General features: G+C 41.9%; 11 protein-coding genes and 1 pseudogene. 3 read left to right on the top strand and 9 right to left on the bottom strand.

All coding sequences use genetic code 11. The annotated features are described in order from the left end of the window. Window positions 1–38: 38 nt before the first annotated feature. A complete protein-coding gene (gene cpdB, locus A6B40_RS01315) occupies window positions 39–2,015 on the top strand; it encodes a 2',3'-cyclic-nucleotide 2'-phosphodiesterase (protein ID WP_176671321.1) in 1,977 nt (658 codons plus the stop codon). 73 nt (window positions 2,016–2,088) lie between these two features. Here cpdB and A6B40_RS01320 read toward each other — a convergent pair whose 3' ends face one another. From A6B40_RS01320 to A6B40_RS01345, 6 genes are all read right to left on the bottom strand, one after another. Then, a complete protein-coding gene (locus tag A6B40_RS01320) occupies window positions 2,089–3,567 on the bottom strand; it encodes a nicotinate phosphoribosyltransferase (protein ID WP_176671322.1) in 1,479 nt (492 codons plus the stop codon). Window positions 3,568–3,839: 272 nt separating this feature from the next. After that, window positions 3,840–4,973, bottom strand: coding sequence for a methionine biosynthesis PLP-dependent protein (locus A6B40_RS01325; RefSeq protein ID WP_176671323.1), 1,134 nt, complete (start codon window positions 4,971–4,973; stop codon window positions 3,840–3,842). A gap of 16 nt (window positions 4,974–4,989) precedes the next feature. Then, complete coding sequence (dapB, locus tag A6B40_RS01330) at window positions 4,990–5,802, bottom strand: 4-hydroxy-tetrahydrodipicolinate reductase (RefSeq protein ID WP_176671324.1); 813 nt, start codon at window positions 5,800–5,802, stop codon at window positions 4,990–4,992. Window positions 5,803–5,904: 102 nt separating this feature from the next. Beyond that, window positions 5,905–7,005, bottom strand: a complete 1,101-nt coding sequence (gene rlmM / locus A6B40_RS01335; RefSeq protein WP_176671325.1) for a 23S rRNA (cytidine(2498)-2'-O)-methyltransferase RlmM — start codon at window positions 7,003–7,005, stop codon at window positions 5,905–5,907. Continuing rightward, window positions 6,995–7,396: a DUF423 domain-containing protein gene (locus A6B40_RS01340; RefSeq protein ID WP_176671326.1), complete on the bottom strand. Its 402-nt coding sequence runs from the start codon at window positions 7,394–7,396 to the stop codon at window positions 6,995–6,997. The genes rlmM and A6B40_RS01340 overlap by 11 nt, the downstream gene beginning before the upstream one ends. A 107-nt stretch (window positions 7,397–7,503) precedes the next feature. Continuing rightward, the gene (locus A6B40_RS01345; protein WP_176671327.1) at window positions 7,504–9,864 is read right to left on the bottom strand and encodes a molybdopterin guanine dinucleotide-containing S/N-oxide reductase; all 2,361 of its coding nucleotides are present in this window, start codon (window positions 9,862–9,864) and stop codon (window positions 7,504–7,506) included. A 270-nt stretch (window positions 9,865–10,134) separates the two neighbouring features. On the opposite strand from A6B40_RS01345, the pseudogene A6B40_RS01350 reads away from it, so the two are divergent. After that, window positions 10,135–10,789, top strand: a pseudogene (locus tag A6B40_RS01350) (ABC transporter six-transmembrane domain-containing protein). A 192-nt stretch (window positions 10,790–10,981) separates the two neighbouring features. Here the strand turns inward: A6B40_RS01350 and acnB are convergent. Continuing rightward, on the bottom strand, window positions 10,982–13,588 hold the full coding sequence (gene acnB, locus A6B40_RS01355; protein WP_176671328.1) for a bifunctional aconitate hydratase 2/2-methylisocitrate dehydratase: 2,607 nt from the start codon (window positions 13,586–13,588) through the stop codon (window positions 10,982–10,984). A 26-nt stretch (window positions 13,589–13,614) separates the two neighbouring features. Then, window positions 13,615–14,862, bottom strand: coding sequence for an NADP-dependent isocitrate dehydrogenase (gene icd, locus A6B40_RS01360; RefSeq protein WP_176671329.1), 1,248 nt, complete (start codon window positions 14,860–14,862; stop codon window positions 13,615–13,617). Window positions 14,863–15,072: 210 nt separating this feature from the next. On the opposite strand from icd, the gene A6B40_RS01365 reads away from it, so the two are divergent. After that, complete coding sequence (locus A6B40_RS01365) at window positions 15,073–16,353, top strand: citrate synthase (RefSeq protein WP_176671330.1); 1,281 nt, start codon at window positions 15,073–15,075, stop codon at window positions 16,351–16,353. Between the two features lie 72 nt (window positions 16,354–16,425). Here the strand turns inward: A6B40_RS01365 and A6B40_RS10125 are convergent, their stop codons facing one another. Further along, complete coding sequence (locus A6B40_RS10125) at window positions 16,426–18,696, bottom strand: DEAD/DEAH box helicase family protein (RefSeq protein WP_176671331.1); 2,271 nt, start codon at window positions 18,694–18,696, stop codon at window positions 16,426–16,428. Window positions 18,697–18,701: the final 5 nt, after the last annotated feature.

Here is an 18,701-nt window from a genome sequence, read left to right on the forward strand (position 1 = left end):
TTGCCATTTTTGTGTTATTTCATTTTGGAGATTTATTTATGCTAAATAGAAGAAAGTTTATTCAACTTAGTGCAAGCGTAATGCTTATTTTAGGTACTCAACCTTCTACGCTTGCAAAAACTGCGCAAAATAAAGTTGCATTACGTGTAATTGCAACAACAGACATCCACAGTTTTTTAACCGATTTTGACTATTATAAGGATGCTCCAACCGAAAAGTTTGGTTTTACTCGAGCTGCAACTTTAATTAAGCAAGCTAGAGAAGAAGTGAAAAATAGTGTGCTGGTGGATAATGGCGATTTGATTCAAGGCAATCCGATCGCAGATTACCAATCTACTAAAGGTTCAAAAGAAGGCAGAGCAGAGCCTTCTATTATGGCATTAAATGCAATGCAATATGACGCAGGTACACTTGGCAATCATGAATTTAATTACGGACTTGCTTATTTAGACAATGCAATTAAACAAGCAAAATTTCCAATCATCAATGCCAATATTGTTAAGCCTGGTACAGACTCACCATTTTTTACACCTTATCTTATTCAAGAGAAAAAAGTCATTGACGAAAATGGTAAAGAACAAACTATCAAAATCGGCTATATCGGTTTTGTACCACCTCAAGTAATGGTTTGGGATAAAGCAAATTTGGAAGGGCAGGTTGAGGCAAGAGATATTGTTAAAACCGCACAAAAATATGTCCCTCAATTAAAAGATGCTGGTGCAGATGTGATTATTGCTCTTGCTCACACGGGGCCATCTGATGAGCCTTATCAAGAAGGTGCGGAAAATTCAGCCTTTTATCTTGCTGATGTAAAAGGTATTGATGCAGTAATTTTCGGGCATTCACACCGTTTATTCCCAAATAAAGAATTCGCACAATCGCCGAATGCAGACATTGAAAAAGGTACGATGAAAAATGTTCCTCAAAGTATGGCAGGCTATTGGGCAAATAATATCAGTGTAATTGATTTAAGTTTAGCTCAACATAATGGCAAATGGGACGTTGTGGACGGCAGAGCAGAGTTACGCCCGATTTATGACGCCGAGGTGAAAAAAGCGACGGTCGAAAACCACCCAGAAATTGCGGCGTTATTAAAAGAAACACACGAAGAAACCCGTAAATTTGTGGCTCAACCGATTGGTAAAGCAACAGATAATATGTACAGCTATCTTGCGTTAGTTCAAGATGATCCAACCATTCAAATTGTAAACCAAGCTCAAAAATCCTATGTTGAAAATGTAGTAAAAGGCTTGCCAGAATTTGTTGGATTGCCGATTTTAAGTGCCGGTGCACCATTTAAAGTGGGAGGTCGTAAAAATGATCCAACAGGCTATACAGAAGTTGATAAAGGCGAATTAACATTCCGTAATGCGGCAGATTTATACCTTTATCCAAACACATTAGTTGTGGTTAAAGCCAGCGGTACAGAATTAAAAGAGTGGTTAGAATGCAGTGCAGGAATGTTCAAACAAATTGATACAACGAGTGATAAGCCACAATCTTTACTTGATTGGACAGGCTTCCGCACCTACAATTTTGATGTAATTGATGGCGTAAATTATCAATTTGATTTAACCCAACCTGCTCGTTATGACGGTGAATGCAAGTTAATCAACGAAAATTCACACCGTGTAGTAAATCTTACTTTTGAAGGCAAACCTGTTGAACCAAATCAAGAGTTTTTGATTGTAACTAACAACTACCGAGCTTATGGCGGTAAGTTTCCAGGTACAGGCGATAAACATATTGTGTTTGCTGCCCCTGATGAAAATCGCCAAGTGTTAGCAAATTATATTAGCTCAGAAAGTAAAGCCCACGGACAAGTCAGTCCAAAAGCTGATAACAACTGGAGAATTGCACCAATCAATTCAACAGTAAAAATGGATATTCGTTTTGAAACGTCTCCAACGGAAAAAGCAAAAGCCTTTATTAAAGACAATGCACAATATCCGATGGAATATATCGAAAACGATGAAACCGGCTTTGCGGTGTATCGTATTGATTTAACTAAGTAAATAGTAAATAACAAGCGGTTGAAATTTATAGAAATTTTGCAAAAAATTTAAAAAATTCAACCGCTTGCTTTAGTTAAAATTGAACAGAAATATTTTGACGGATTTCATCAAAATTGGTCTCTTTAACCAATTTACCGTTTTCAAAAACCACCTCTAAAAGATCATCAGAAAAATCATCAAGGGCAGTTAAGCCATCAACATAATTCTCCAAAGTAATCACTTTTACTCGACCTTTTTGCGATTTTTTCAAACCATCATCAGTTTTTGGGGCTTTGAAAATGGCTTTCTCAACGCCATTAATTGTGATAGAAGTGGCTTTAATTGCAAAACCAAGCGTATCTCTTGTATTACGTTGATAGGTTTGAGCCCCTACACCAAACACAATATTGCTAGAAGCAAAACCTTTTGCTTCTAGCCCTCCTAAAATTTTAACCATTTTTTCATAGGTTACACCGTCGCCATAAATAGCCCCAATATGCGGATTAAGGACTTTATAGCCTTTGTTATTGATTTTTCCACCGAAAATATCCCATAAACATTCAATTAAGCCTTTACGTTCGTGTTCGGTTTCAGCTGTTGCATCACCACAAATAATGGCAAAAAAGTCACCACTATCAGGGCGAATGACAATTTTTGCTGATTCTGGACGAGCTAGAATTTCCGCCTTAAGCAATGGTAAATTTACCGTGATGTTATGCCAAAAATCGGTGGTATCTGCCACAATAGAGAGCATATTATTCGGGTATTTACTCATTAAATAGCGAAATGTTGGTAATTCATCAACCCCGTGCGAACTCATTACAGAATGTTCGGAGGCAGGAATAGACGTACCGATGAGATTTTTCGAACCATAATAGGCTTCCACAAATGAAATAGCAGGAATAGTATCTGTGCCTAAAAATGAGGTTAAATGTCCGGCTCCAGAGGTTTCAGCTGATTCTAAAGAACCCATTCCACGCATTGAAAAATCGTGAGATTGGAAGGGTAGATGGCTATTATCATCGCAAGTTTGCTCAGAAAACTGCATTAATGCTTTACGATAAGCAAAAGCAATAGATGCCGATGTTATAGGTTGCCATAGAGAAACATTAATCAAGGTTTCCAAATAATTGGTGAGCCAGAAAAAATCAGGATGCGTGTTTTCGATAGTCATCATCGGCACTTTGATTGCAACCGATTTACCTTCAGGGATAGCTTTAATTCTAATTGGTAAATAGCCTAATTGATGTAATTGTGCAATATGTTCGCCAGAATCTTCAATTTGTAATGTATCTGCAATAAATCTTGTATATTCAGTAACAACTTCGAACTCTGAACGAGAGAAAAAGTTATCATTAAAATAATGGATTAGATATTTCATGATAAAAGCTTGGAAACCAAATGAAACAACACGATGAAGAAAAAGTGCTTTTGCATTACTGCGAGGTGTAAAGGTACTGTATAAAAATTGAGAACCTTCAGGGTATTGTATTCTATGAGAAGTTTTATAAAAATCACATAATAGTGATGGGATTGCAGTAGATTTGATTTTTTTATCTAATATGCTGTTCATTTAGCAAATTCCTTATGTTATTTTAAATTGCCAAAGACTAACATAACATAGTTGAAAATGGAAAGTATTTATTACAAAACAAGAATAAATCAAAGATAATAATTTTTAGTAATAAATTCGCATAACGTATATTATGTTAAATAAAGTATTAAAATAACGAAATCTATAACTCTGTGAACTCACTTACCTTATTTTTTCAGAATTCATAAAAACAAAACGGTCATATTCATTTGCAAATTTTACAAAGAATATGACCGCTTGTTTTCAATCTATTAACCTAGCTGTTTGAAAGCTTGTAATAAATCGGCTTTAATATCTTCCACGTGTTCTAAACCAACAGAAAAACGTAATAAGGTATTAGTAATGCCTCGTGCGATACGTTCGGCTTCTGGAATATCCATATGGGTTTGGGTTGCCGGGTAAGTGATGAAACTCTCTGCACCGCCTAAACTTTCCGCAAAGGTAATTAATTTAATCGCTTTTAAGAATTTTGGCACCCATTCTTCTTTTTGTAAGCGGAACGACAACATACCGCTTTTGCCTGAATATAACACGCTGTCGATTTCCGGCTGCTCTGCCAAGAATTTCGCTAATTCCGCTGCATTGTGTTGATGGCGTTCCATACGCAACGCCAAAGTTTTCATTCCACGCACCGCAAGGTAAGAATCGAACGGCGAAAGTACCGCTCCGGCACAGTTTTGGAAATAGAACAGACGCTCAGTTAAGTTCTGACCGTTTACTTTGGTCGCTTCCGAATCTTTCGCCACAATCAAACCTGCCAACACATCGTTATGTCCTGAAAGGTATTTGGTTGCACTATGCACCACAATATCTGCACCGTGTTCAATCGGGCGGAATAAGGCCGGCGTTAAGAACGTATTATCCACAATCAACATTAAATTGTGCTTTTTCGCAATTTTAGAAATGGCTGCCACGTCGCACTCTTCCATTAACGGATTAGATGGTGTTTCCACAAAAATGGCTTTGGTATTAGGAGTAATTGCTGATTCAATTGCGGCTAAATCTGCGGTATTCACATAAACAGGCTTTAATGTGCTGTGGTTTTTGTGGCTGAAATCAAACAAACGGTAAGAACCACCGTACACATCGCTAGAAATAATCCACTCATCTGGAGCTTTGAAAAGCGACATTACAAGCTGAATTGCTGCCATTCCCGATGCCATTGCGAACCCTGCATCACCGCCCTCCAAGTCCGCAATCCCCTGCTCTAACACGGCACGGGTTGGGTTTTTGGTGCGGGTGTAATCCCAACCCGTCGATTCGCCCAAACCGTCACGCCCGTAAGCGGTCGATAAAATGATCGGCATTGCCACTGCACCGGTGCGAGGATCGGTACGATTGCCAATTTGCACTAACGTGGTTTCGATATTATTGAATCTTGTCATTTTTATTATCCTTCAATTATAAGTTATTTAAATCTAAAACATCCGTCATATCAAACAAGCCATTTTGCTTGCTGTTGAGCCATTTCGCTGCACGCACGGCACCGTTGGCAAACGTCATACGGCTAGAGGCTTTGTGAGCAATCTCCACACGCTCGCCCTCATCGGCAAACCAAACACTATGCTCGCCCACCACATCGCCGGCACGAATGGTGGCAAAGCCAATTTCATCACGTTTACGTTCGCCGGTAATGCCGTTACGCTCAAACACGCCGTGGGTTTTCAGATCACGCCCAAGGGTTTTCGCAATATGTTCGCCCATTGATAACGCTGTGCCGGACGGGGCATCCACTTTGTAGCGATGGTGAGCTTCAATCACTTCGATATCGCAATAATCGCCCATCACTTTCGCGGCTTTTTCTAACAGTTTGAACACCAAATTCACGCCCACGCTGTAGTTTGAAGCAAACACGATACCGATTTTTTCAGAGGCCGCTTTAATCGCTGCTTTACCAGCATCACCAAAACCTGTTGTGCCGATTACCATCTGTTTTTTATGCTCGACACAAATAGCAATATGCTCTAACGTGCCTTCAGGGCGTGTGAAATCAATTAACAAATCGAAATTCGCTACATTTTTCGCCACATCGTCAGAAACGATCACGCCCAACGCCCCCACACCGGCTAATTCGCCGGCATCGCTACCGACCAATGATGAGCCTTTACGCTCAAACGCCGCCCCCAATTCAACGCCTTCCGCATTATTCACAGCTTGAATTAATTGGCGACCCATTCTGCCACCAGCCCCTACGATTCCAATTTTTAATGTCATATTTTTTCCTTTGTTGTGTTTGTGTGACTGCTACAAGCGGTCTGATTTTACAAGAAATTTGCAAAAAATTGTGCAAATTTTACCGCTTGTCAGGTGATTTTTCTAATGATGTTTTTCCGATTTTCCCATCACTACAATATGTACAGTGATCTCTTCCCTATCGTGGTATAAATGTTTAGCTTGAATTTTGAACCAAAAACCGTGTTTTGCCAGCTCTTCTTCTAAGAAATTTAAGCACAACTGCACTTCTTGATAACGCTTTTTCATCGGCAATTTTAGGTTGAAAATCGTTTCCCGACACCAGCCGTTAATCAGCCATTTGGCGATTAATTTAGCAATACGAATTGGCTGCTCTACCATATCACACACCAGCCAATCCACTTGCTTGCGTTTGGGTGGTTGGAATTTAAAACCATCTTCGGGGCAATGTTCAATTCGCCCGGTATCGTGCAAACTCGCTGCCATTTTGCCGTGATCGACCGCATACACAAATACGCCTCGTTTCACGAGCTGATAGGTCCAACCGCCCGGGCAAGCCCCGAGATCGACACCGGTCATTGTGTCGTTAAAGCGTTTTTTCTCCTCTGCTTGCGGAATAAAGGTCAAAATTGCTTCTTCCAGTTTTAGGGTTGAACGGCTTGGGGCTTCTGCTGGGAATTTTAAACGAGGGATTCCCATAAAAAACGGCGATTTGTTGTGATTATAGGCGTAACCCACATAGCACGCCCCTGAGCGAACAAACAGAATATGCAAGCTCACACTGCCCTTTGCGGTTTCAGATTTACCTAGCCAACCTTGCTTTTTCAACGCAGAACGCAGCGGAACAGTAAATTTTCGGCAGAACGTGAGTAATTCTTTGGCTTCATTTGTATCTGGTGTTTCCACAAAAATGTCTGAACTGTTGCGAGGGTTTAACTCGGCATATCGTGCTAATATCGGCGAAATTCGGTCATTTTCGGGTAAACTTTGTAGCAAATCGCCTACTACAACCATTTGGCGAACAAAGATCAACTGCTCAAATTTTAACTCTTGGGCTAATTTATCCGCCTCCCCTGCTTGGTAGCATTCAAAAATCACATAACCGCTGTTTTCTTTGAGGTTAGCAAAACCAAAAATTCCAAGTTGAGCGGCTTTATCGCTGATTTCGCCAGCCACCTCTTTTTCAAAACCGGCACGGCAATATAAGGCTAATTTATTGAACATTTCGACTTCTCACACTGATATAAATTAACGCTGCCCAGCCTAGCATAAAGCTCAGCCCACCGATTGGAGTTAGCCAATGAATTGTCGGCACATCTAAGGCTCTCAAATATAGATTTCCGCTGAAAAGTAGAATGCCTAACGCCCAGCTACCGCCAATGATATCGAACGCTTTTGCTCTGCAAGCGGGCGGATTTTGCACCGAATTTACAATTTGGAATAAGCCCAAAGCAAGAATAGCAAGGGTGTGGAACATTTGGTATTTAATGCCGATGTCGATCCACTCTAAGGCTTTAGGTTCTAACTGGTGAGATAATGCGTGGCTGGCAAATGCCCCAAATGCCACAGTAAATAAGCCACTGAATGCGGCAATGGTGATAAATTTGTTTTTCATAAGACAAAATGAATGTAATTAAAAATGGCTTTACTATACCACAATATGTAAACAAACAAGCGGTGGAATTTTGCAAAAAGTTTACAAAATATCACCGCTTGAAAGTATTAACACCTACTAAATACGGGCTCTTCAAACACCGTCACTTTAGGAGCTTCTCCCTCAAATTTTTCAACTTGTACAGTAGTGGTATTTGGGGCGTTGCCTTGTCCAAGTTTGGAAGAACCTTCGTTTCTCGTCAGCACATTCGGGTTGCCGTTTTTGCACAGCGGTGAGTCTGAACCGAGATCTTGTGGGTCATACCAACCGCCTTCGTAAAGGGCGACCGTGCCTTGAATAATACCCTCTGTTACCACTGCTCCTGCCAGCACTTGCCCTCGTTTGTTAAAAATTCGCACAATATCACCGCTTGTAATGCTACGTTCAGCGGCATCTTGGGTGTGAATAAGCAGCGGTTCTCTGCCATTGACCTCGTAATATTGGCGAAGCGAAGAGTACGCAAGCTGGCTATGCAAACGATATTTAATGTGCGGAGTGACTAACGCCAGAGGTTCGGCTACCGTGGTTTTGCCTGAATATTCCTGATGCTCGAACCACGTTGGGTGGCCTTTGCAGTCGTCATAACCCATTTTCGCTACGGTTTCGGAGAAAATCTCGATTTTGCCCGATGGCGTAGCCAGTTTGTGGGTGATTGGGTCTGCTCGGTAGCCTTGATAACGCACGAAGTTGTTGCCGTTCTCCCCTTCTGCTTTAAAGGCTAATACGCTATTTTTCGCCCAAAACTCCTCAAAAGTCGGTAATGGAGTGCCGGCTTTCTGCCCTGCCTCAAAGCCGATTTGGTAGAACTCTTTCAACCAATCCATTTCGCTTTTGTTTTCGGTAAATTCGGCTTCTTTGCCTGCTCGTTTTGCCAGTTCTGCAAAAATATCGTAATCATTTTTCGCTTCAAATTGCGGTGGCACAACTTGCTTCATCGGAATGATATTTTTCACCACATAATCGCCAGAAACCGTGACATCGTTACGTTCGTAACTTGTGGTCGCAGGCAACACAATATCCGCCATTCGGGCGGTTGGCGTCCAAAAACATTCGTTTACGATTACGGTTTCAGGCTGCTGCCATGCTTTAACTAAATAGTTGGTATCTGGGTGGTGGGCGAATGGATTACCGCCCGCCCAATAGACTAATTTTATGTTCGGGTAATGCAACATCTGTCCGTTGTATTCAAACGGCTGATTTGGCTTGAGCAAGGCATCGGCAATGCGAGCTACCGGAAAAAACGGCATTGCGGGGTTTGGTTTACCAGCGTTGATCATCCCCATTCGCACGCCTGAATTGAGATCTAAGCCGTCCGTGGAATAGCGATAATTCAGCCCAAAGCCACCGCCCGGTAAGCCGATTTGCCCAAGCATTGCGGCCAACGTCACTAATGCCCAATGGCTCTGCTCACCGTGTTGTAAACGTTGCAAGCCCCAGCCTGACATTAACATTGTGCGGTTTGCCACAAAAGCGTGGGCTAATGCTTGGATTGTGTCTGTTGAAATGCCGCAAATTTGGCTCGCCCATTCAGCCGTTTTTGGCTGGTTGTCGGTTTTACCAAGCACATAGTCGCTAAATGTCTCGAAACCGACAGTATATTTCGCTAAAAAGTCGTGATCGTGCAGGTTTTCGCTAATTAATGTATGGGCAATCCCCAACATCAAGGCAACGTCCGTGCCAGTGTTAATCGGCAACCACTCTGCTTCCAAAAATTGGCAGGTTTCGCTCTTCACCGGGTCAATGCAGATAATGCGTTTACCGCTGGCTTTGAGCTTGGCGAGGTAATCAATACCTTCCGGGTCGGCGGAAGTCCACGCAATACGAAGCGTATTGAGCGGATTAGATGACCAAATCACCAACAATTCGGTACTTTCCACAATGGTGTGCCAACTGGTTTGCTGGGAGTAAACCTCAATATTGCCCAAAACGTGCGGCATAATCACCTGCACCGCACCGGTGGAATAATCGCCTCTTGTGTTGATAAAACCGCCGGTCACGTTCAAATAGCGTTGCAAAAGCGTGCGAGAAGCGTGCAGATAGCCACAACTATACCAGCCGTAAGAGCCACCGAAAATCGCCTCGCTGCCATATTGCTCACGTATTCGCTGAATGTCGTTTGCAACCAAATCAAAGGCTTTGTTCCAAGAGATTCGCACCCACTCATCACGCCCACGCAAGGTGGTGTCAGGGTTGCCCTCTAAGTAGCCTTTACGCACCATCGGATACTTCACTCGAACCGAGCTATAAAGCTGATCCGCCACCACATCTTGCAGTTCGTTTTGATGATTTTTCGCTAAACTGCCCTCCGATTTTGTTACTCTGCCGTTTTCCACCGTCACATTCAACGCTCCCCAGTGGGCTGCGGTGGTAATCGTATTGTCAGGTTTATCAAGGAAAACAAACTTCCCTTTCTCAAATTGTGTATTCATTTAAATCGCCTTTGTGTTTGCTAAATTAGAGCGGAATTTACTGGATTGCAGCAGAACTTGCAACGACAAGCGGTAGAAAAATTGCAATGTTTTGCAAAAATTTGACCGCTTGTCTTGCCTTCTCTATTTAAGTGATTAGAATTCGCTATTTTTCTCATACAAAGTAAAAATAACAACCGAAAACTCTTTTTCCCAGAACGTATTCGGGACATTAAAACAAATTGCGTTAGAAAATCGCAAAAAATTATCTGGTACTTTTCCCTTGTGGGCGTGGAGAATTTGCTGCTGTTGCTCTATCCGTTAGTCGGTGGGCTGGCGGTAAATGCCGTGATGAACCACAATGTTTGGCTGGCGTTGCTCTATGCGGTGATGGTGTTTGCCATTTGGTCGGTGGGATCAGCTCGGCGAGCGGTGGATACTCGGGTATTTGTGCGGATTTACGCCGATCTTGCGGTGAATGCGCTACTTAAAAGGCAGCACCTCTTCTGCTACGGCTCACGCTGCTCTAGCACGGCAATTTGTCGATTTCTTTGAGGAACATTTACCAATGCTGATTACCGCTGTTTTTAATATTGTCGGTTCGGTGGTGATGTTATTGGTGATTGAATTTTGGTCTGGGCTATTGGCTCTAGGCATTTTGCTTGGCTGGGTTGCCATTCTGCCTCACTATATGCGAATGAATGACCACCTCTATTTCAAGCTCAATAATCGCTTGGAAAATGAAGTTGCCGTGATTGAATACGGAGAAAGTCAACGGCTCGTCAAGCATTACGGCTTGCTAGCAAAGTTACGCATCGCTATTTCTAACCGTGAAGCCTTGAGTTTCCTGCTTATCGGCATTTCACTTTGCGTGCTTTTGGCTAAACGCTGGCAATGCTCAGCTTGCGAGAAAATGTCTCCGCAGGCCATATTTATGCGGTGCTGACTTACCTTTGGGCTTTCGCCTTTTCACTCGATGATATGCCAAGATTAGTGGAAAAATTCTCCGAGCTAAAAGACATCGGAAAACGGGTTGAGGTCTGACAAGCGGTTAAATTTGTGAGGAATTTTGCAAAAGGGTGTTTGGGAAGTAAAAATAATCCGACCATAGGGTCGGATTATTACTTTAATGAAGGGATTATACCGCAGTTTGTACAATCACATTGTCCGCTTTTTTCACATAACTGTTGATTTGGTCAAAGTTCATATAGCGGTAGATGTCATCTTTGTTAGCTTGCAGGTTATTCGCATATTCGAGGTATTCTGCCGGTGTTGGGAGTTTGCCTAGTAATGCAGAAACTGCCGCTAACTCGGCTGAAGCCAAATAGACGTTTGCCCCTTGTCCTAAACGGTTCGGGAAGTTTCGGGTTGAAGTTGAAACCACCGTTGCGTTGTTTGCAACTCGGGCTTGGTTGCCCATACAGAGTGAGCAGCCCGGCATTTCTACCCTTGCACCGCTCTTGCCGTAAATGCCGTAGTAGCCCTCTTCAGTGAGCAAACCTGCGTCCATTTTGGTTGGTGGGGCAATCCATAATTTGGTTGGAATCTCCCCTTTTGCTTGGCTTAATAATTTCCCTGCCGCACGGAAATGTCCGATGTTGGTCATACAAGAACCGATAAAGACTTCATCGATTTTATCGCCTTGCACTTCAGAAAGTAAGCGGGCATCGTCAGGGTCGTTCGGAGCACATAAAATCGGCTCTTTGATCTCGTCTAAATTGATGTCGATCACCGCTGCATATTCTGCATTTGCATCGGCTTCCAACAATTGTGGATTATCCAACCACGCTTGCATTCCGCTAATGCGGCGTTCAAGAGTACGTTTGTCGCCATAGCCCTCTGCAATCATCCATTTCAACAAGGTAATGTTTGAGTTGAGGTATTCAATAATCGGCTCTTTGTTAAGTTTAATCGTACACGCCGCTGCAGAACGTTCAGCTGAGGCATCGGAAAGCTCAAAGGCTTGTTCAATTTTGAGATTTTCTAAGCCTTCAATCTCTAAAATACGCCCTGAGAAAATGTTTTTCTTGCCTTTTTTCTCAACGGTTAATAAGCCTTGTTGGATGGCATAATAAGGAATAGCGTGGACTAAATCACGCAAGGTAATGCCCGGTTGCATTGTACCTGAGAAGCGAACCAGCACCGATTCCGGCATATCCAGCGGCATTACGCCCGTTGCCGCAGCAAAGGCAACCAAGCCGGAACCTGCCGGGAATGAAATACCAATTGGGAAGCGAGTGTGGGAATCGCCACCGGTTCCAACGGTATCAGGTAATAGCATACGGTTTAACCACGAGTGGATTACGCCATCGCCCGGACGAAGCGAAATACCGCCACGGTTCATAATGAAATCCGGCAAGGTGTGGTGAGTCACAACGTCAATCGGTTTTGGATACGCCGCCGTGTGACAGAAAGATTGCATGACTAAATCTGCCGAGAAGCCCAAGCAGGCAAGATCTTTCAATTCATCACGGGTCATCGGGCCGGTGGTGTCTTGTGAGCCGACAGAGGTCATAATCGGTTCGCAATATTGCCCCGGACGAACCCCCTCAACGCCGCACGCATGCCCTACCATTTTTTGAGCCAAGGTGTAGCCTTTGTCGCTTTCTGATACGGAAACCGGTTTCACAAATACATCGCTTTCAGGCAAGCCTAGTGCAACTCTTGCTTTGTGGGTTAAACCACGCCCGATAATCAATGGAATACGGCCGCCTGCTCGCACTTCATCAAGTAATACATCGGTTTTCAAGCTAAATTCCGCTAATACTTCGTCAGAATTGTGCTTACAAATTTTGCCTTGATATGGGTAAATATCGATCACATCGCCCATATTGAGGTTGGTCACATCCACTTCAATTGGCAAAGAACCCGCATCTTCAAGGGTGTTGAAGAAAATCGGTGCGATTTTTCCGCCTAACACAATACCGCCAGCACGTTTGTTTGGAATGTATGGAATATCTTCGCCCATAAACCAAAGCACGGAGTTGGTTGCCGATTTTCGAGACGAGCCAGTGCCGACTACATCACCCACATAAGCTAATGGGAAACCTTTTTCTTTTAATGCTTCAAGCTGTTTAATCGGGCCAATATGACCGTTTTGGTCTGGGGAGATGCCTTCACGCTCATTTTTGAGCATTGCGAGGGCGTGGAGTGGAATGTCTGGGCGAGACCAAGCATCTTGGGCTGGAGAAAGGTCATCTGTGTTAGTTTCACCGGTCACTTTAAATACGGTAACCGTAATTTTTTCCGCTAATTTCGGGCGAGAAATAAACCACTCGGCATTCGCCCACGATTCCAACACCTGTTTAGCAAAGGCGTTTCCGTTGTCTGCCCGCTCTTTCACATCGTGGAAATTATCAAACATTAACAGAGTTTTGGATAAGGCATCCACCGCAATCGGGGCAAGCTCTGGGTTATCTAACGCTTCAAGTAGCGGTTCAATATTATAACCGCCTTGCATTGTGCCTAATAATTTCACAGCGTGAGCAGCTGAAATAACCGGTGATGAACTGCTGCCTTTGGCGAGATCCGCAAGAAATGCCGCTTTTACATAAGCCGCTTCATCTACCCCTGCAGGAATACGATTTTCAAAAAGTTCCAATAAAAAGACCGCTTGTTCAGGTGCCGGATTTTTTAATAATTCAACCAGTTGAGCGGTCTGCTCTGCGTTTAACGGTTGCGGTGCGACACCTTGTGCCGCACGCTCATCAACGTGTTGTTGATAGGATTGTAGAAAGTCAGCCATAATTTGCCTCTTTTGTAGTTGTGTGTTTACATATTGGCAATAATGTCTTGAGCAAATTCTGAAGTTGAGCGTAAGGTGGCCCCCTCCAGCATTTCCGCAAAGTCAAAGGTGACGGTTTTGTTAGCGATGGTTTTGGAAACCGCATTCACCACTAAGTCTGCCGCTTCAGTCCAACCTAAATGACGTAACATCATTTCCCCACTTAAAATTAAAGAACCCGGATTGCCTTTGTTTTGACCTGCGATTTTTGGAGCCGTACCGTGTGTTGCCTCAAAAATTGCCGCTTCCAAACCAATATTTGCCCCCGGTGAAATCCCAATGCCGCCAACTTGTGCTGCTAAGGCGTCTGAAATGTAGTCGCCGTTTAAGTTGAGTGTAGCAATCACATCATATTCGGCCGGGTGTAATAAAATTTCTTGTAAAAATGCGTCTGCGATAGAATCTTTAATAATGATCTCTTCGCCTGTTTTCGGGTGTTTTAACCGCATCCAAGGGCCGTTATCAATCAGTTCTGCCCCAAACTCTTGAGCCACTTGATAACCCCACTCTTTAAATGCCCCTTCGGTAAATTTCATAATGTTACCTTTATGCACAAGGGTGAGCGATTTACGGTTATTATCAATTACATATTGCAACGCTGCACGCACTAAACGCTGCGTGCCTTCTTTCGAAACAGGTTTGATGCCGATACCACAATCTTCGGTAAAGCGGATTTTCTTCACGCCCATTTCTTGTTGTAAGAATTGAATCACTTTTTCAGCTTCAGGCGAACCGGCTTTCCATTCAACACCAGCGTAAATATCTTCCGAGTTTTCACGGAAAATCACCATGTCGATCAGTTCTGGATGCTTCACCGGGCTTGGCGTGCCGTCATAATAACGAATTGGGCGTAAGCAGTTGTATAAATCTAAACCTTGACGCATTGCCACATTTAATGAACGAATACCACCGCCAACCGGGGTCATTAGTGGGCCTTTGATGGCGACATGATATTCACGGATCAACTCCATTGTTTCATCAGGTAACCAGGTATTTTCGCCATAAAGTTTGTTTGCTTTTTCCCCTGCATAAATCTCCATCCATGAAATTTTACGCTTGCCTTGATAGGCTTTTTCAACCGCAGCATCTAACACAGCTTTCATTGCAGGGGTAACATCAATGCCAATGCCGTCGCCTTCAATAAAAGGAATAATAGGATTATCAGGAACTTGCAAAGAACCGTCTTGGTTCAGTTGAATGGTTTCGCCTTGTGGAATTTGGACTTGTGTAGGCATTTTCTCCCCCTCGAATGACGAAAAATGAAATTTACAGTTTAATAACAAATCAACTATAAACAGTAAATATATAAATGTAAATAAAGAGAATTTCTCTAAATTAAGATTTGTGATCCAACGCACATTTTGTGAATGAATTATAAAAAAATATTGTTATTCTGTTAAAAATCATCTAGTTTATTGGCAAACCTAAATAAAAAAGGAGCATATATGTCAACAGCAACATTAACATTAGAGACTGGTGAAAAAATTGAACTCGAGATGAAAAAAGGATCGCTGGGATATCAAAACGTTGATATTCAGCCTTTTTTAAAGCATAGACTATTTGCTTACGATCCTGGTTTAGTTTCAACTGCCGTTTGTGAATCAAATATTACCTATGTAGATGGCGATGAAGGGGTTTTACTTTATCGAGGCTACCCGATTGACCAACTGGTAAAACATTCTGACTATTTAGAAGTAGGTTATATGCTCTTATTTGGCGAGCGTCCAACTAAAGAAGAATATAAAGACTTTGTTCAACTTATCAAAAAACATACTCTGGTACACGAGCAGCTTACCAAATTCTTCTCAGGTTTCCGTCGAGATTCTCACCCAATGGCCGTCATGTGCGGGGTAAGTGGTGCATTAGCCGCCTTCTACCACGACTCTATCGATGTTAATAATCAAGCCCACCGTGAACTCACCGCAGTTCGTCTGTTAGCTAAAATCCCAACCCTTGCTGCGATGTGTTATAAATATTCCATCGGTCAGCCGTTTATGTTCCCACAAAACCACTTATCTTATGCAGGCAACTTCTTATATATGATGTTTGCAACCCCTTGTGAACCTTATGAAGTAAATCCTGTATTAGAACGTGCGTTAGACCGAATTTTCATTTTACATGCTGACCACGAACAAAATGCATCTACCTCTACAGTGCGTACCGCTGCATCTTCCGGTGCAAACCCGTTTGCTTGTATTGCAGCCGGTATCGCTTCACTTTGGGGACCTGCACACGGTGGGGCGAATGAAGCCTGTATCAATATGTTAGAAGAAATTGGTACAGTTGATCGTATTCCTGAATTTATTGCCCGTGCGAAAGATAAAAACGATCCATTCCGTTTAATGGGCTTTGGGCATCGCGTATATAAAAACTACGACCCGCGTGCGAAAGTGATGCGTGAAACCTGCCACGAAGTATTGAAAGAACTCAATATTGATAATCCATTGTTTGAAGTGGCATTGGAGTTAGAGCGTATTGCGTTAAGTGATCCGTACTTTATCGAACATAAACTTTATCCGAATGTGGACTTCTACTCCGGTATCGTACTCAAAGCAATCGGTATTCCAACCTCAATGTTTACCGTAATGTTTGCGTTGGCAAGAACCGTTGGTTGGATTGCTCACTGGAAAGAGATGTATCTACAAGGCAATATCAAGATTGTCCGCCCTCGCCAAATCTATACAGGCGAAACCAAACGTGATTTTGAAGCAATGGATAAATCATAAGATTTGCGAAAAATTGAGAAATTTTAACCGCTTGTTTCTACAAGCGGTTATATTTTGCATAAAATTTGCAAATCAGGCTAATTTATTTAGCAGCTGTGTTCTAACATCTTGACCATTTTCATCGCTTTTTACAGCCATAATAAATAAGCCTTTTCTTTGACTTAATTTCTCCCAAAGATTGCCAATTAAGGCTTTTTCTTTAGAATCTTCATTACTTTTTAATTGTTCCCCTTTATATTCCACAATTAAAATTCGACCATCAATAAGCTCTACAATAAAATCAGGATAAAAATTCTGATGAGCTAATGGTAAAGAAAACCCTCTTTTTACTGGATTTCTTACCCAATATTTCACTTGAGGCAACGAGTCAATTGCAACAGCACAATCAAATTCTTCCCCGCTTGCTTTCAAATCTTCAATTTGAGCAAAATAGTGTTTGTTGAATTTGTAACGTCCTACATAAAAAGGCGGTTGTGGTGCTAGTTTTTCTGGTGTAAAACTAAATTGATACTGCTCATTTAAGCAGATTTCTACTTCTTCATTATCACCAAATAGCGTTTGTTGATAGCAATTTTTTTGAGCTAATGCCCGATAACGATTAATCAAATCGGAAATCGCACGAGCCAGTGCAAATTTATGTTGAACTAACTGAGTTAAAGTGATTTCTACATTTTTCAGTAAATCTGAAATCAATAATTGCAAAAATCTTAACATTATAGGTTGAGGAATATCAGTTAAACGCACTTGTTTATCCAACCAACGGATAAAATCTTGCTCGGTTAGTTCCAGCCAATCATCAGAAAAACTAAGTTGTTGTTGATTAAAATGGTAAGAAACCCGTTTATCTTCCACATCAATTTCAAAACTTTGGCTATTCTCTTGTAATCTAAAACCATCAAGTTTAGCTGGGTAATCCAATAAATTCCAACTTTGGTAATCTAATAGAACTTGTGAATCAGCTAAATCTAACTCGCCTTGAATATTCATACAAAGTTGAGGTATTACTTTAAATATTTCACCTTTTTCGGCAGGAGAAGCCAATATTTCAACTCTATTTTGGTGAATTTGTAATTGTTGCTCAATTTGTTCTTTTTTCTTACCGGTTGCAGTTTGGATCAACGCTTTTTCTAACTTTTCACTTAAATTACCTTTTACTTGCACTAAAATGCTACCTTCTTGCTCGGTAATTTTGAGTTGAGATCGTTCTGCTTCACTTAAATCCGTCATTATAGGAAGTTGCGTTAATGCTAAAACCGTTGTCGGTGTATAGAATAAATCCCCTTCATTTTCACTAATCCAATTTTCTTGTTGCGGAATCCGCAGCATTTCAGCTACTTCTAATGCTTCAAACCCCATTTTGCCGTTTTTCGGCTCAGCTTGAAATAACACGAGCGGACGAACATAATCGCTCTCATACTGTGCTTTTTGTGCTAATGCCCCTCTGTTAATTACTGCTCCATCTATTGCTTGTTGCCAGTTGTGATGTTCGGTCAGCACAATCGGTAATTTGATCATCTCTTCTGCTTTTAGATGACTTGCCGAAACGTGATACAACACATTACTCCCTGTTTTTCTATCCGTGTTTGGTGTAGCAGTAAATTCTAAAATAGCCGCCGGGGAAAGTTGAGATAACACATCAAAAGAGAGCGAAGTCCGAGCGTTATGAGCTTCATCAACAATGACTAAAGGTTGATAAGCTCGCAACAAATTTGCAAAAGAACACTTAATTTTGCCCGCTTGTTTGGCAGTTAAACCGTTTTCTTGTAGATCTGTTATTGAAATTTTTTCTAAATTTGTCTGAATATGGATTGGTAAACGCTCAAAATGAGCCGTTAATTTTTCATTAAAGGCATAAATTTTTCGCCCATCTTGATTTTCTACTCGAAAGTTTTGAATAGTAGAAACGATTACAATCGCCTTATTGCCAAAATCTTGTGGGCGAAGTAAATCAAAATCTTCAGACTCAATAACAATAACTTCTCGGTTAAAGGTTTTATCAAGTGCCGCACGGTAAGGGTGTTGCGGATTTTTCAACGCTTCTGCAGTTTGGGTTTTAATGGTGCGAGAAGGCACTAGCCACAAAGTAACAGGAAAATCGCAATCCAAATACTGCTTTGCAATACGGGCAATACTATGCGAGGCTAACAATGTTTTACCGCCACCCGTTGGAATTCGTACACAAACATAAGGTACATCACGCAAATTATTGTGCTCACTTGGGATTTTATAACTATATTCAGGTTGGATTTGGCTAAAAGCAGTTTTTGCATCAGATTGCAAGCAAGCCGAAAAATAGTGGCTGACACGGTTTAATGCCTCATTTTGGTAATTTTTTAATTTCATTTTTT

The sequence above is a fragment of the Mannheimia varigena genome (genome assembly GCF_013377235.1).
Classification (GTDB): domain Bacteria; phylum Pseudomonadota; class Gammaproteobacteria; order Enterobacterales; family Pasteurellaceae; genus Mannheimia; species Mannheimia varigena.